Here is a 14,883-nt window from a genome sequence, read left to right as displayed (position 1 = left end):
CGGGGGCCGCGCCTACGCTGGAGGGGTGCAAGCCACCCGTTCCGTGCGTCCCTTCGAGGTCATCAGCGATTACGAGCCGTCCGGCGACCAGCCGGGAGCCATCGCCGATCTCGCTGCGCGCATCAACGCGGGCGAGACCGACGTCGTGCTGCTCGGCGCGACCGGCACCGGCAAGTCCGCGACGACGGCGTGGCTGGTCGAGGCGGTTCAGCGGCCGACCCTCGTGCTCGCGCACAACAAGACGCTCGCCGCGCAGCTGGCGAACGAGTTCCGCGAGCTCATGCCGCACAACGCGGTCGAGTACTTCGTCAGCTACTACGACTACTACCAGCCCGAGGCGTACGTCCCGCAGACCGACACCTTCATCGAGAAGGACTCGTCGATCAACGCCGAGGTCGAGCGGCTGCGTCATTCCACGACCAACTCGCTCCTCAGCAGGCGCGACGTCATCGTCGTGAGCACCGTCTCGTGCATCTACGGCCTCGGCGCGCCCGAGGAGTACATGCGCGCGATGGTCGCGCTCCAGGTCGGCGAGGTCTACGACCGCGACGCCCTCATCCGCAAGTTCATCGCGATGCAGTACAACCGCAACGACGTCGACTTCTCCCGCGGCAACTTCCGCGTCCGCGGCGACACGATCGAGATCATCCCGGTGTACGAGGAGTACGCCATCCGCATCGAGCTCTTCGGCGATGAGATCGAGGCGCTGTACATGCTGCACCCGCTCACCGGCGACGTGATCCAGCGCATGGACGCCGTTCCGATCTTCCCGGCCTCGCACTACGTCGCCGGCACCGAGACCGTCCAGCGTGCGATCGGCACGATCGAGAACGAGCTCGAGCACCGGCTGAAAGAGCTCGAGTCGCAGAACAAGCTCCTCGAGGCGCAGCGGCTCCGCATGCGCACGACCTTCGACCTGGAGATGCTCCAGCAGCTCGGATTCTGCTCGGGCATCGAGAACTACTCGCGTCATCTCGACGGACGCTCGCCCGGAGAGCCGCCGCACACGCTGCTCGACTTCTTCCCCGACGACTTCCTGATGGTCATCGACGAGTCGCACGTGACGGTCCCGCAGATCGGGGCGATGTACGAGGGGGATGCCTCGCGCAAGCGCACGCTGGTCGAGCACGGGTTCCGCCTGCCCAGCGCCCTCGACAACCGGCCGTTGCGGTTCGACGAGTTCAAGAACCGCATCGGCCAGACCGTCTACCTCTCGGCGACCCCCGGTCGGTACGAGATGGGGATCGCCGACGGAGTCGTCGAGCAGATCATCCGTCCCACCGGTCTCGTCGACCCGCAGATCATCGTGAAGCCGTCGAAAGGTCAGATCGACGACCTGCTCGAAGAGATCCGCGTGCGCGCGTCGCGCGATGAGCGCGTGCTGGTCACGACCCTCACGAAGAAGATGGCCGAAGAGCTCACCGACTTCCTCGGTGAGCACGGGGTTCGCGTGCGCTACCTCCACTCCGATGTCGACACGCTCCGCCGCGTCGAACTGCTGAGCGAGTTGCGCGCCGGTGTGTACGACGTCCTCGTCGGCATCAACCTGCTGCGCGAGGGGCTCGACCTCCCGGAGGTGTCGCTCGTGGCGATCCTCGACGCCGACAAGGAGGGGTTCCTCCGCAGCGGCACGTCGCTCATCCAGACGATCGGTCGCGCGGCGCGCAATGTGTCGGGCGAGGTCCACATGTACGCCGACACCGTCACCGACTCGATGCGCAACGCGATCGAAGAGACCGACCGCCGTCGTGAGAAGCAGGTTGCGTACAACCTCGAGCACGGGATCGATCCGCAGCCCCTGCGCAAGAAGATCGCCGACATCACCGACGCTCTCGCACGCGAGGCGTCCGACACGAAGGCGATGCTCTCGCGCAAAGACAGTGCACGGCTGAAGTCCGGCAAGGGGAAGTCGCCCACGCCGCAGCTGCGTCGAGAGGGCATCGCGGCGGAAGGCGCCGAGCAGCTCGAGGCGACGATCGGCGACCTCAGCAACCAGATGCTCGCCGCTGCGGCCGAACTGAAATTCGAGCTCGCCGCCCGTCTTCGCGACGAGGTGCAGGATCTCAAGAAGGAGCTGCGAGCGATGGAGCGGGCGGGGCACGCGTAGCGGTCGACACGAGCCGGCGTCCCGCGGCTGCCGGCTCAGGGGCAGTGCATGAGCGGCTTCGGACCGGACCGGTCGAAGGTGTGGTCCGCGATCGGCGCTCCGCACAGGGGGCACGCGCGCTCGGCGCGCTGGGCGGCCGTCGGCGGGGGAGTCGTCTCGTAGGGGCCGACCGCCGCGGGCCCCGCGGCACGGATGAGGCTCGCGTTGAACCATGCGTACCAGCCGCCGGCTTCGCGCACCCGGACCCGGAGCGGCGGGCGTTCGGCGGAGGCATCCTCATTGCGCATATCATTAGTGTACTAACTATTAGCGTCGATAGGATCTCCTGGTGACCGAATCCGCTCAGAGCGCCGACGACCTGCTCACGCTCGACAACCAGGTGTGCTTCGCCCTTGTGACGGCGGCACGCAACGTCGTCGCGATCTACCGGCCGATCCTCGAGCCGCTCGGGCTGACGCATCCGCAGTATCTCGTGATGCTCGCGCTGTGGGAGCGCTCGCCCCGTTCGCTGCGGGAGCTCGCCGCAGAGCTCGCGCTCGATCCTGCGACGCTCTCGCCACTCGTGAAGCGCCTCGAGGCCCAGGGCCTGGTCACGAAGTCGCGTCGCGAGCTCGACGAACGCGTGCTCGACGTGCGCCTCACAGACGCCGGCCGGAGACTCCGTCGGCGCGCGCTGGAGGTGCCGGCGAAGGTGATGGAGAGTGTCGGGACGGATGCCGCATCCCTCGTCGCTCTGCGCGACGCGCTCGCGCCGTTCTCCGGTGCCCGTCACCCGCAAATCACAGATGGATGAACTCTTCGGCAAACCTCTGGCACCTGCGACCGGAGGTATCTAGGCTCGACACGGCGTCCCGATCGCGGTGAACCTGCGTGCCCCGGCGCCGGCATCCTGTCATCCGATCCAGCAAGAGGAAGTCACCCCATGCGAATCAGGTCCCACCCCGACCGCCCCGCTCCGCGTCGCCGCCGTCTCATCGCGGTCGCCACCGCGGGCGCTCTCGCTCTCGGCGGCGGCGTGATCGCCGTCGCTCCCGCCCAGGCCGCGGACGAGCCGCTCGAGATCAACCTCGTGACCGTCAACGACTTCCACGGTCGTATCGAGGCCGCGGCACCGGTCGGCGGCATCGCGGCTCTTGCGAAGGCGGTCGACGGGATCCGCAGCACGAACGACCGCACCGTGTTCGCCGCGGCCGGCGACATGATCGGCGCGTCGACGTTCACCTCCTTCATCCAGCAGGACCTCCCGACGATCGACACGCTGAACGACGCGGGTCTCGAGGTCAGCGCGGCCGGCAACCACGAGTTCGACAAGGGCTGGCTCGATCTCCGCGACCGCGTCCAGGACGCCGCCGACTGGGAGTACATCGCGGCCAACGTGTTCCTCAAGGGCACGCAGGAGACCGCACTCTCCGAGTCCTGGGTGAAGGACTTCGGCGACGTCTCGGTGGGCTTCATCGGTGCGGTGACCGAGGAGCTGCCGTCGCTCGTGAGCCCCGGCGGCATCACCGAGCTGGACGTGCGCCCCATCGTCGCCAGCGTCAACGGCGCTGCCGACCGCCTGACCGACGGCAACGCGGCGAACGGTGAAGCCGACGTGCTCGTCCTTCTGATCCACGAGGGTGCCGCCAACACGTCGTACGCGGCGGTCACCGACTCCTCCGCCTTCGCACAGATCGTCAGCGGAGCGAGCCCCAAGATCAACGCGATCGTCTCCGGCCACACCCACCTGGCGTACAACCACGAGGTCCCTTACGCGGGCGACACCGGCCAGCGGCCGGTCATCTCGTCGGGTCAGTACGGCGAGAAGTTCAGCAACATGGTGATCCAGGTCGACCCGGCGACGAAGACCGTCCTGTCCATGGACAACACCGTGTACGACATGTACGTCGGCACCACGCCGCAGTACCCCGTCCCCGCCGACGACCCGATCCTGGCCAAGGTCAATGTGGCCAAGGCCGAGGCGGCCGTCCAGGGCGGCGTCGAGCTCGGCAAGATCACCGCCGACTTCAACCGCGCGAAGCTCGCAGCGGGCACCGAGAACCGCGGTGGCGAGTCGACGCTCGGCAACTTCGTCGCCGACGCGCAGCTGTGGTCGGCGCGACGGACCGACCCCGCGACGCAGATCGCGTTCATGAACCCGGGCGGTCTGCGAGCAGACATGGCGTTCGCGCCCGATGGCGTGCTGACCTACAAGGAGGCCGCCGACGTCCAGTCGTTCGCGAACACGCTCGTCACGCTGACGCTCACCGGCGACCAGATCCGTCAGGCGCTCGAGCAGCAGTGGCAGCCCGCCGGCGCCCAGCGCCCGTTCCTCAAGCTCGGCATCTCGAAGGGCTTCGAGTACGCGTTCGACCCGGCCGCCGCTCCGGGCTCGCGCATCCTCCGGATGACGCTGGACGGCGTCGACATCGATCCCGCGGCGTCCTACCGGGTCGTCGCCAACTCGTTCCTCAGCACCGGCGGCGACAACTTCGGCGCCATCGGCCAGGGCACGAACAAGCGCGACACCGGTCAGGTCGACCTCGAGTCGATGGTGGCCTATATGGCAGAGGTGAAGACGGCCACGCCTGACTACGCCCAGCGCTCGATCGGCGCCACCCTTCCCGCGCCGGCTGGTGCCCAGGGCTACGAGGTCGGCAGCTCGTTCGACATCGCGCTCTCGTCACTGGACTTCTCGACGACCGAGCCCCGCGCAACCACCGTGGACGTGACGATCGGCGGAAAGCCCGCAGGCACGTCGGCGATCGACAACACCCTGCCCACGGCGATCAGCGACGTCAACGGCAAGGCGACCGTCACGGTCACCGTGCCCGAGGGCATCACCGGAACGGCGAAGTTCGGCACACCCGTCCAGGTGCCGCTGACGGTCACGACGCCGCGCGGGACGAGCATCGAGATCCCGGTCACGGTGTTCGAGCGTGCCGACAGCTCGACCCTCGGCATCCCGAGCAAGTTCCTCGCGAAGCGGAACTCCTCGGTGCAGTTCACCACCATCGTCGTGGCCGAGAAGGGCACCGTCGTCACCGGCGAGGTCACGATCTCGGACGGTGACGAGGTGATCGCGACGGCGACCCTCACCGCGAAGGACCGCGGCATCGTCAAGGTCAAGCTGCCCGCGCTCGACCGGGGCGTGCACAAGCTCTCGGTCTCGTACGGCGGCAGCGACACGGTCAAGCCGTCGGAGAGCCCGACGTTCCCCGTGCTCGTCTGGTAGGAACCAGTGAAGGCGGGGTCTCCGGCGCCGATGTCGGGGGCCCCGCCTAAACTTGTCTGGTGCCCATAGTCCCTGTCGCCGTGCCCGGAAACACCAGCGGAAAACTCAGCGTTCGCGGTGCCCGCGTGCACAATCTGAAGAACGTCGATCTCGACATCCCGCGCGACTCGCTCGTCGTCTTCACCGGACTCTCCGGCTCCGGCAAGTCCAGCCTCGCCTTCGACACCATCTTCGCCGAGGGCCAGCGCCGCTACGTCGAATCGCTCAGCGCGTACGCCCGCCAGTTCCTCGGCCAGGTCGACCGTCCTGACGTCGACTTCATCGAGGGCCTCAGCCCCGCCGTGTCGATCGACCAGAAGTCGACCAACCGCAACCCGCGATCGACGGTCGGAACGATCACCGAGATCCACGACTACATGCGCCTGCTCTGGGCGCGCATCGGTGTGCCCCATTGCCCGGAGTGCGGCGAGGTCATCCAGCGCCAGACGGTGCAGCAGATCGCCGACCAGCTGATGGAGCTGCCTGAGCGCACGCGCTATCAGATCGTCGCGCCGGTGGTGACCCAGAAGAAGGGCGAGTTCGTCGACCTCTTCAAAGAGCTGTCGGCCAAGGGCTATGCGCGTGCCGTCGTCGACGGCGAGCTGATCCAGCTCGCCGAGCCGCCCACGCTCAAGAAGAGCTACAAGCACGACATCGCCGTCGTCGTCGACCGCCTCGTGGCCAGTCCCGACATCCTGAGTCGCGTCACCGACTCCGTCGAGACGGCTCTCGGCCTCGCCGGCGGCGTCATGCAGGTCAACTTCGTCGACCTCGAGGGCGACGAGGCGTGGCAGTCCTTCTCCGAGAAGCTCGCGTGCCCGAACGGGCATCCGCTGCAGCTCACGGAGATCGAGCCGCGCACGTTCTCGTTCAACGCCCCCTTCGGAGCGTGCCCCGCGTGCTCCGGTCTGGGAACGCGCATGTCGGTCGACGTCGAGCTCATGGTCGGTGACGAGGACCTCTCGATCCGCGAGGGCGTCCTGATCCCGTGGACCACCCAGGGCAAGGGTCTCTTCCAGTACTACGAGCGCTTGCTCGAGGGGCTCTCCAACGACCTCGGATTCTCGCTGGACACCCCGTGGCGGATGCTGCGCACCGAGGTCCGCGAGGCGGTCCTGCGCGGCGAGGACTACAAGGTCACGGTCAAGTGGAAGAACCGCTACGGACGGGAGATGCGGTACTCGTCCGGCTTCGAGGGCGTCGTGCCGTACATCGAGCGCCAGTACCTGCAGGCCGAGACCGACACGCAGCGTCAGCGATGGTCGGAATTCCTCCGCGAGGTGCCGTGCCCGGTGTGCGACGGCGCGCGCCTCAAGCCCGAGGTGCTCGCCGTGCAGGTGCACGGGCACTCGATCGCGGAGGCCTCGCGCCTGAGTCTCGCCGACGCGCAGAAGTTCTTCGCCGGTCTCGATCTCACCGAGCGCGAGGCGAAGATCGGCGCGCAGGTGCTCCGCGAGATCCGGGTGCGGCTCGACTTCCTCATCCAGGTCGGGCTGACCTACCTCAACCTCAGCCGCTCGGCCGGCTCGCTGTCGGGGGGTGAGGCGCAGCGCATCCGCCTCGCGACGCAGATCGGCTCGGGGCTGACCGGGGTGCTCTACGTGCTCGACGAGCCGTCGATCGGCCTCCACCAGCGCGACAACCGACGCCTGATCGAGACGCTGATCACGCTGCGCGACCTCGGCAACACGCTCATCGTCGTCGAGCACGACGAGGAGACGATCCACGCCGCCGACTGGATCGTCGACATCGGCCCGCGGGCCGGCGTCGACGGGGGAGCGGTGGTGCACTCCGGACCCCTCGAGCAGCTCCTCAAGGAGAGCGACTCGATCACCGGCGACTACCTCGCCGGCCGACGCGAGATCCCGACGCCGAAGAAGCGCCGCAAGATCGACAAGAGCCGCAAGGTCACCGTCGTCGGCGCACGCGAGAACAACCTCCAGAACGTGACGGTCGACTTCCCCCTCGGCGTGCTCACGGCGGTGACCGGTGTCAGCGGCTCCGGCAAGTCCTCCCTCGTGAACGACATCCTGTACGAGGTGCTCGCCACGCGGCTCAACGGTGCTCGTCGCGTCGCGGGCAAGCACACACGGGTGACCGGCACCGAGGAGCTCGACAAGGTCGTCCACGTCGATCAGGGGCCCATCGGGCGCACCCCGCGGTCGAACCCGGCGACGTACACCGGCGTCTTCGACCGCATCCGCACGCTCTTCAGTGAAACGCCCGAGGCGAAGGCGCGCGGATACCAGCCCGGGCGCTTCAGCTTCAACGTGAAGGGCGGGCGCTGCGAGGCGTGCTCCGGCGACGGCACGATCAAGATCGAGATGAACTTCCTCCCCGACGTGTACGTCGACTGCGAGGTCTGCCACGGCAAGCGGTACAACCGCGACACGCTGGCCGTCCACTACAAGGGCAAGAACATCGCCGAGGTGCTGGAGATGCCGATCTCCGAGGCCGCGGAGTTCTTCGAGCCGATCCAGGCGATCCACCGCTACCTCCGGACGCTCGTCGACGTGGGCCTCGGCTACGTCCGCCTCGGTCAGTCGGCGACGACGCTCAGCGGCGGCGAGGCGCAGCGCGTGAAGCTCGCGACCGAGCTGCAGCGCCGGTCGAACGGGCGCTCCATCTATGTCCTCGACGAGCCGACGACCGGCCTTCACTTCGAGGACGTGCGCCGACTGCTCGAAGTGCTCGGCGGACTGGTCGACAAGGGGAACTCGGTCATCGTGATCGAGCACAACCTCGACGTCATCAAGAACGCGGACTGGATCATCGACCTCGGCCCCGAGGGCGGATCAGGCGGCGGCCAGATCATCGCGACGGGAACACCGGAGCAGGTCGCCCGCGTGGAGGCGAGCCACACGGGCGCGTTCCTCGCCGAGGTGCTGGGCGGGTCGCAGGCGGTCCGCAAGGCCGGCTGACGCGATGGCCCGCTCCGCACCCACGGTCGCCTACAAGCCGAAGCCGGGGGAGATCCCGACCAACCCCGGCGTGTACCGATTCCGCGACCGGGACGGCCGCGTGCTCTACGTCGGCAAGGCGAAGAACCTCCGCGCCCGACTGTCGAACTACTTCGCCCCGCTTCACACGCTCCACGAGCGCACGCGCCGCATGGTCACGACGGCGGCGTCGGTCGAGTGGACCGTCGTGGCGAGCGACGTGGACTCGCTGCAGCTGGAGTACATGTGGATCAAGGAGTTCGATCCGCCCTTCAACGTGCGCTACAAGGACGACAAGTCCTACCCGTTCATGGCGATCACTCTGGGTGACGAGGCGCCGCGCGTGATCGTCACGCGAAACCGTCGCATTCCGGGGGCGAAGTACTTCGGCCCCTATCCGAAGGTGTGGGCCGTCCACGACACGATCGACCTCATGATCAAGGTCTTCCCGATCCGCACGTGCAGCGACTCGTCCTACAAGAAGGCGATGGCGTCCGGCCGGCCATGCTTCCCCGGGCAGATCGGGCGCTGCGGCGGCCCCTGCTCGATGAAGGTGTCGATCGAGGAGCACCGGGCGATCGTCGAGGACTTCGTGTCCTTCATGTCGGGCGGCGATCAGCGGTTCACGAGAGAGCTCACCGCCCGGATGCGCGAGGCATCCGCCGCCATGGACTATGAGGCCGCCGCCGTCTACCGCGACCGCCTCAGCTCGATCGACGCGGTCCTCAGCAAGAGCGCTCTCGTGCTGGCGGCCGACACCGACGCCGACCTCTTCGGGATCGCCGAGGACGAACTGGCCGCCACGGTGCAGCACTTCGTCATCCGCGGCGGCCGGGTGCGCGGAGTCCGCGCGACGACGATCGAGAAGGAGCTCGACATCACCGGCGGCGATCTCGTCGACCAGGTGCTGCAGCGCACGTACGGCAACGCGGCGGGTGCCGACATCCCGCGACAGGTGCTCGTGCCGGTCATGCCGGAGGATGCGGGTGATCTCGAGGAGTGGCTCCGCGAGCGCCGGGGCAAGGCCGTGACGATCCAGATCGCCCAGCGGGGGCGGAAGTCCGAGCTCATGAAGACGGCGTCGCTCAACGCGCAGCAGGCGCTCATGCTGCACAAGACGCGTCGCACCAGCGATTACGTCGCGCGCACCCAGGCGCTCACAGATCTGCAGGAGGCGCTCGATCTCGCCGAGGCACCCCTGCGCATCGAGTGCTTCGATGTCTCGCACCTCGGCGGCACCAACGTCGTGGCGTCGATGGTCGTCTTCGAGGACGGTCTTCCGCGCAAGGACCAGTACCGCTCCTTCGGCGTGCCGGAGACCACGGACGACACCGACTCGCTGTACCAGGTGCTGCGCCGGCGTCTCGCCTATCTCGACCGGCCCGAGGAGAACGAGCCGGAGCGGGTGGAGCCGACGGCCGACGGCGAGGTGGTGACCGAGCGCAAGCGCGCGCGCTTCGCGTACCGTCCCCAGCTTCTCGTCGTCGACGGCGGAAAGCCCCAGGTCGAGGCCGCGGCGCGTGCACTGCGTGACGCGGGGCACCAGGAGATCGCCCTGTGCGGCATCGCCAAGCGGCTCGAGGAGGTCTGGCTGCCGGGGGAGGAGTTCCCCGTCATCCTCCCTCGCACATCCGAGTCGCTGTACCTTCTGCAGCGACTTCGCGACGAGGCGCACCGGTTCGCGATCACCCATCAGCGCAGGCGCCGCCGGCGCGACATCCAGAGCGTGCTCGCCGAGGTCCCCGGTCTCGGCGACGCTCGGATCAAGGCGCTCCTGCGTCATTTCGGCTCGGTCTCGGCCCTCAAGAAGGCGACACCCGACGAGATCGCCGAACTGCCGGGCGTCGGGCCGAAGCTCGCGGCCGCGATCCACGCGCACCTCTCCGGTGGGTAGGGTGGTCTCGACGACGGGGGTGGTCATGAGCGAGGCAGCGCGCCGAGAGACAGGCGAGGTCCTGGTCGTGACGGGCATGTCCGGCGCGGGCAGGTCCACCGCCGCCAACGCGCTGGAGGACCTCGGCTGGTACGTCGTCGACAACCTCCCGCCGCAGATGCTGAAGCCGCTGCTCGATCTCACCGAGCTCGCGGCGGGCGTGCTGCCGCGGGTGGCGGTCGTCGTCGACGTCCGCGGTCGCGACCTGTTCTCCGAGCTTCCCGAGGCCATGCGCGCACTGCGCGAACGGCGCCAGATCCGTCTGATGTTCCTGGATGCCTCCGACGAGGTGCTGGTGCGACGGTTCGAGGCGGTCCGCCGACCGCATCCGCTCCAGGACGACGGCACGATCCTCGACGGAATCCGCCTCGAGCGGGAGCGGCTGACCGGGATGCGCGAGAGCGCCGATGTCATCATCGACACGTCGACGTACAACATCCATCAGCTGGCGACCCAGGTCAACGACCTGTTCACCGAAGCGGATGCCGCGCGCCACACGCTCACGATCCTGAGCTTCGGGTTCAAGTACGGCCTGCCGCCCGACGCGGACCTCGTCGCCGACATGCGCTTCCTGCCCAATCCGTTCTGGAACGAGGAGCTCCGTCCGCTGACCGGCGAGGACCCGGCCGTGCGCGATTTCGTCCTCGGGCAGCCCGGCGCCGAGGAGTTCATCGCGGCCTACGCGACGGCACTCCGCCCCGTGCTCGAGGGGTACCAGCGGGAGAACAAGCGGCATTCGGTGGTCGCGGTGGGCTGCACCGGCGGCAAGCACCGCTCGGTCGCGACGGCCCGCGAGCTCGCCGAGCGGCTGGCTGCCGTGCCCGGAGTCGCGGTGCGCGTGAAGCACCGCGACCTCGGTCGCGAGTGAGACGCTCCACCAACCGTCCGGCCCCCGAGTAGGCTGGACCGTCGTTCCCCCCATCCGAGAAGGAGTCCCGTGTCGTTGACCGCTGACGTGAAGGCCGAGCTGATCACCGTGCGAGACCCGCGCCCCACGGCCCGGGTGGCCGAGCTCACCTCTCTGCTGCGGTTCTCCGGCGGCCTGCACTCGATCGCGAACCGCGTCGCCGTCGAGGCCGAGCTCGACTCCGACATCCTCGCCCGCCGCACCGCGCGAGACCTGGTCGAGCTGTACGGCGTGCGTCCGGAGCTCGTCCACGTGCAGGGCTCCGGCGCCCGCGGCGGCAGCCACTACGCCGTGCGCGTGATCGACGGCGGAGAGACGCTCGCCCGGCAGACCGGCCTCCTCGACCAGCGCCGCCGGCCCGTGCGGGGGCTGCCCAACAAGCTCACGACGGGGTCGCGCGGCGACCTCGCCGCCGTGTGGCGCGGGGCGTTCCTCGCCGCGGGCTCCCTGTCGGAGCCGGGCCGCTCCGCAGCGCTCGAGATCACCTGTCCGTCGCCCGAGGCCGCCATGGCGCTCGTCGGCGCGGCCCACCGGCTGGGCATTCCCGGCAAGGCCCGTGAAGTCCGCGGGGTTCCCCGTGTCGTCGTGCGCGAGGGCGAGGCCATTCGCGCGGCACTGGCCGCCATGGGCGCGGAGCGGGCCGCGGCCGAGTGGGACCAGCTGCGCCAGCGTCGTGAGGTCCGGGCGGGCGTGAACCGCCTCGTCAACTTCGACGACGCCAACCTGCGCCGGTCGGCTCAGGCTGCGGTGGCTGCGTGCGCCCGGGTGGAGCGGGCGCTCGAGATCCTCGGCGACGAGGTGCCCGACCACCTCCGAGAGGCCGGCGATCTGCGCCTCGCGCATCGCGACGCCAGCCTCGACGAGCTCGGCCATCACGCCGACCCGCCGCTCACCAAGGACGCCGTCGCAGGCCGCATCCGGCGCCTCCTCGCGATGGCGGACAAGAAGGCCGACGCCGAGGGCCTGCCGGGGACCGAGTCCGCCGTGCCGGCGGGCATCGAGGACTGACGGCCCTCAGTCGATCGGCACCGCGGTGCCCGAGACGGTGATGCCTCCGGCCACGGGGATGTCGACCGTGAGAAGGCCCGGTCTCCCGACGTGGCGCCCCTGCTCGATCACGATGCGAGCCGGAGTGTCGACGGCATCGGTCGCGCGCAGATAGCCGCCGGTCGCCGCCGCCGCCGCGCCCGTCGCCGGGTCTTCGACGATCCTCCCCACAGGGAAGATGTTGCGGGCCTCCCAGCGTCCGCCGTCGAGCTCGTGCAGCACGATGATCGTGGCGGGCCAGGACTCCGCGTCCATCAGGGCGCGGGCACGGTCCGGATCGAATACGAACGCATCGAAGGCGCTGCGGTCGGCGAGGACCAGCAGCGGGTGAGCGTTGCCGGCGAAGGAGAGACGGGGCGGATGCCGGGGGTCGAGGTCGTCGCGCGTGAGCCCGATCAGGTCGAGCACCGCGTCGAGCGAGGCGTCGGGAAGGAAGCGGACCCAGGGCTCCACGCTCGTGAACGCGGCCGACCGTCCTGCCGCGTCGGTCCGGGTGACGATGTCCACCGGACCGACCGGTGTGGAGAACGAGAACACCCCGTCGCCGAGCTCCGTCGCCAGCGCGACGGCCGACGCGATCGTCGCATGCCCGCAGAACGGCACCTCGGCGACAGGCGAGTAGTAGCGGATGCCGCGGCTCCGCCCGGTGCCGGTCACGAACGCCGTCTCGGCGTACCCGACGTCGGCGGCGATGCGCTGCATCTCGGCGGGGTCGAGTTCGTCGGCGCCGGTCACGACGCCCGCGGGATTCCCGCCCGCGGGGTCGTTCGTGAAGGCCGCCCATCGCTGCACCGCCGGTTGCGTCATCCCGCGATCGTAGCGGCGCGATCTCCCGTCGTAGTTCGCGTCACGGAGGGAAGCAACCCCCTCGCCCGGGTGTTGGGCCTCAGTAGGATGAACCAGTCCCCTCGCAGCGCCGGGGAGCCTCGGCGCCGCGCTGACAGGAAGAAGAGAACATGGCGAAGTACACCTTGCCCGACCTCCCCTACGACTTCGCGGCGCTCGAGCCGCACATCAGCGGCAAGATCATGCAGCTGCACCACGACAAGCACCATCAGGCATACGTCACGGGCGCGAACACCGCTCTGGACCAGCTGGCCGAGGCCCGTGAGAAGGGCGATCTCGCGAACGTCAACAAGCTCGAGAAGGACCTCGCTTTCAACCTCGGCGGTCACGTCAACCACTCCATCTTCTGGACGAATCTGTCCCCTGAGGGCGGTGGCGAGCCCGAGGGCGAGCTGCGTGCCGCGATCGACGAGTTCTTCGGCGGCTTCGACAAGTTCCAGGCGCACTTCACTGCCGCCGCGACCGGCATCCAGGGGTCCGGCTGGGCCGTCCTGAGCTGGGACGTGCTGGGCGAGCAGCTCATCATCCAGCAGCTCTTCGACCAGCAGAGCAACACGGCGCAGGGGACGATCCCCGTCTTCCAGCTCGACATGTGGGAGCACGCGTTCTACCTCGACTACCTCAACGTCAAGGCCGACTACGTCAAGGCCGTGTGGAACATCGCCAACTGGCAGAACGTGGCGCAGCGCCTCGACGCCGCCCGCGAGAAGACCTCGGGCCTGCTGGTACTGTCATAGCAGGCGCGGCGTCCCGGCGGGACTGCCGGCCGGGACGCCGTTGTCCACTGTCTGAATCGCACCAACCGCGCACTCGCGCACGACACTTCTCAGGAGAAATTCCGTGGCTGTCAAGATCGGCATCAACGGCTTCGGCCGCATCGGACGCAACTACCTTCGCGCGGCCCTCGCGCAGGGAGCAGACCTCGAAATCGTGGCGGTGAACGACCTCACCGACAACAAGTCGCTCGCGCACCTGCTCAAGTACGACTCCGTGGGCGGTGTGCTGTCGGAGGACGTCTCGTACGACGAGGAGTCCATCACCATCGGCGGCAAGACGATCAAGGTCTTCGAGGAGCGCGACCCCGCCAACCTCCCGTGGGGCGAGCTGGGCGTCGACATCGTGATCGAGTCGACCGGTCGCTTCACCAAGGCCGAGGACGCCAAGAAGCACATCGCCGGCGGCGCCAAGAAGGTCCTCATCTCGGCTCCCGCGACGGGCGACGACGTCACCATCGTCATGGGCGTCAATGAGGGCGACTACAACCCCGAGACCGACGTCATCATCTCCAACGCCTCGTGCACCACGAACTGCCTCGCGCCGCTCGCGAAGGTGTTCAACGACGCGTTCGGCATCGAGCGCGGCTTCATGATGACCGCGCACGCCTACACGGCCGACCAGAACCTCCAGGACGGCCCGCACAGTGACCTGCGCCGTGCGCGCGGTGCCGCGATCAACATCGTCCCCGCCTCGACCGGTGCCGCGAAGGCCATCGGTCACGTCCTGCCCGAGCTCAACGGCAAGCTGAGCGGCTCGTCGTACCGGGTCCCCGTGCCCACCGGATCGATCGTCGACCTCACCATCGTGACGCCGACCGAGGGCCTCACGGCCGACCAGGTCAACGCCGTGTACAAGGCCGCCGCAGCCGAGGGGCGCCTCGCCGGCTACCTGGAGTACACCGAGGACCCGATCGTCTCGAGCGACATCCAGGGCAACCCGCACTCGTCGATCTTCGACTCGGAGCTGACCAACGTCAGCGGCAACCTCGTCAAGGTCTCGGCCTGGTACGACAACGAGTGGGGCTACTCCAACCGCCTCGTCGACCTCACCGAGTACGTGGCCGAGCGCCTCTAA

General features: G+C 68.7%; 11 protein-coding genes. 9 read left to right on the top strand and 2 right to left on the bottom strand.

What is annotated here, in order from left to right; translation table 11 throughout:
* The first annotated feature begins 25 nt into the window (after positions 1 to 25).
* A complete protein-coding gene (gene uvrB, locus EER34_RS12755; RefSeq protein ID WP_127475359.1) occupies positions 26 to 2,107 on the top strand; it encodes an excinuclease ABC subunit UvrB in 2,082 nt (693 codons plus the stop codon).
* A 35-nt stretch (positions 2,108 to 2,142) separates the two neighbouring features.
* On the opposite strand, the gene EER34_RS12750 is transcribed toward uvrB, so the two are convergent.
* Positions 2,143 to 2,394, bottom strand: coding sequence for a hypothetical protein (locus tag EER34_RS12750; RefSeq protein ID WP_127475357.1), 252 nt, complete (start codon positions 2,392 to 2,394; stop codon positions 2,143 to 2,145).
* A gap of 41 nt (positions 2,395 to 2,435) precedes the next feature.
* Between EER34_RS12750 and EER34_RS12745 the strand changes: the two genes are divergently transcribed.
* From EER34_RS12745 to whiA, 6 genes are all read left to right on the top strand, one after another.
* Complete coding sequence (locus EER34_RS12745; protein WP_127475355.1) at positions 2,436 to 2,900, top strand: MarR family winged helix-turn-helix transcriptional regulator; 465 nt, start codon at positions 2,436 to 2,438, stop codon at positions 2,898 to 2,900.
* Between the two features lie 129 nt (positions 2,901 to 3,029).
* Entirely contained in the window at positions 3,030 to 5,321 is a 2,292-nt protein-coding gene (locus EER34_RS12740; protein ID WP_127475353.1) for a 5'-nucleotidase C-terminal domain-containing protein, read from the top strand.
* A gap of 59 nt (positions 5,322 to 5,380) precedes the next feature.
* Positions 5,381 to 8,281, top strand: coding sequence for an excinuclease ABC subunit UvrA (gene uvrA, locus EER34_RS12735; protein ID WP_127475351.1), 2,901 nt, complete (start codon positions 5,381 to 5,383; stop codon positions 8,279 to 8,281).
* Between the two features lie 4 nt (positions 8,282 to 8,285).
* A complete protein-coding gene (gene uvrC, locus EER34_RS12730; RefSeq protein WP_127475349.1) occupies positions 8,286 to 10,193 on the top strand; it encodes an excinuclease ABC subunit UvrC in 1,908 nt (635 codons plus the stop codon).
* A gap of 25 nt (positions 10,194 to 10,218) precedes the next feature.
* Positions 10,219 to 11,100, top strand: coding sequence for an RNase adapter RapZ (rapZ, locus tag EER34_RS12725; RefSeq protein ID WP_127475347.1), 882 nt, complete (start codon positions 10,219 to 10,221; stop codon positions 11,098 to 11,100).
* Positions 11,101 to 11,169: 69 nt separating this feature from the next.
* Positions 11,170 to 12,147, top strand: a complete 978-nt coding sequence (gene whiA, locus EER34_RS12720) for a DNA-binding protein WhiA (protein ID WP_127475346.1) — start codon at positions 11,170 to 11,172, stop codon at positions 12,145 to 12,147.
* Between the two features lie 6 nt (positions 12,148 to 12,153).
* Here whiA and EER34_RS12715 read toward each other — a convergent pair whose 3' ends face one another.
* A complete protein-coding gene (locus EER34_RS12715; RefSeq protein WP_127475344.1) occupies positions 12,154 to 12,993 on the bottom strand; it encodes a PhzF family phenazine biosynthesis protein in 840 nt (279 codons plus the stop codon).
* 149 nt (positions 12,994 to 13,142) lie between these two features.
* On the opposite strand from EER34_RS12715, the gene EER34_RS12710 reads away from it, so the two are divergent.
* Positions 13,143 to 13,769 (top strand): superoxide dismutase, encoded by a 627-nt coding sequence (locus tag EER34_RS12710; RefSeq protein ID WP_127475342.1) that lies wholly within the window; start codon positions 13,143 to 13,145, stop codon positions 13,767 to 13,769.
* A gap of 103 nt (positions 13,770 to 13,872) precedes the next feature.
* Positions 13,873 to 14,883 (top strand): type I glyceraldehyde-3-phosphate dehydrogenase, encoded by a 1,011-nt coding sequence (gene gap, locus EER34_RS12705; RefSeq protein ID WP_127475341.1) that lies wholly within the window; start codon positions 13,873 to 13,875, stop codon positions 14,881 to 14,883.

This window comes from Microbacterium sulfonylureivorans (assembly GCF_003999995.1).
Classification (GTDB): Bacteria; Actinomycetota; Actinomycetes; order Actinomycetales; family Microbacteriaceae; genus Microbacterium; species Microbacterium sulfonylureivorans.
Note: the sequence above shows the minus strand (reverse complement) of the source record. Positions and strands in the feature narration are given on the sequence as shown.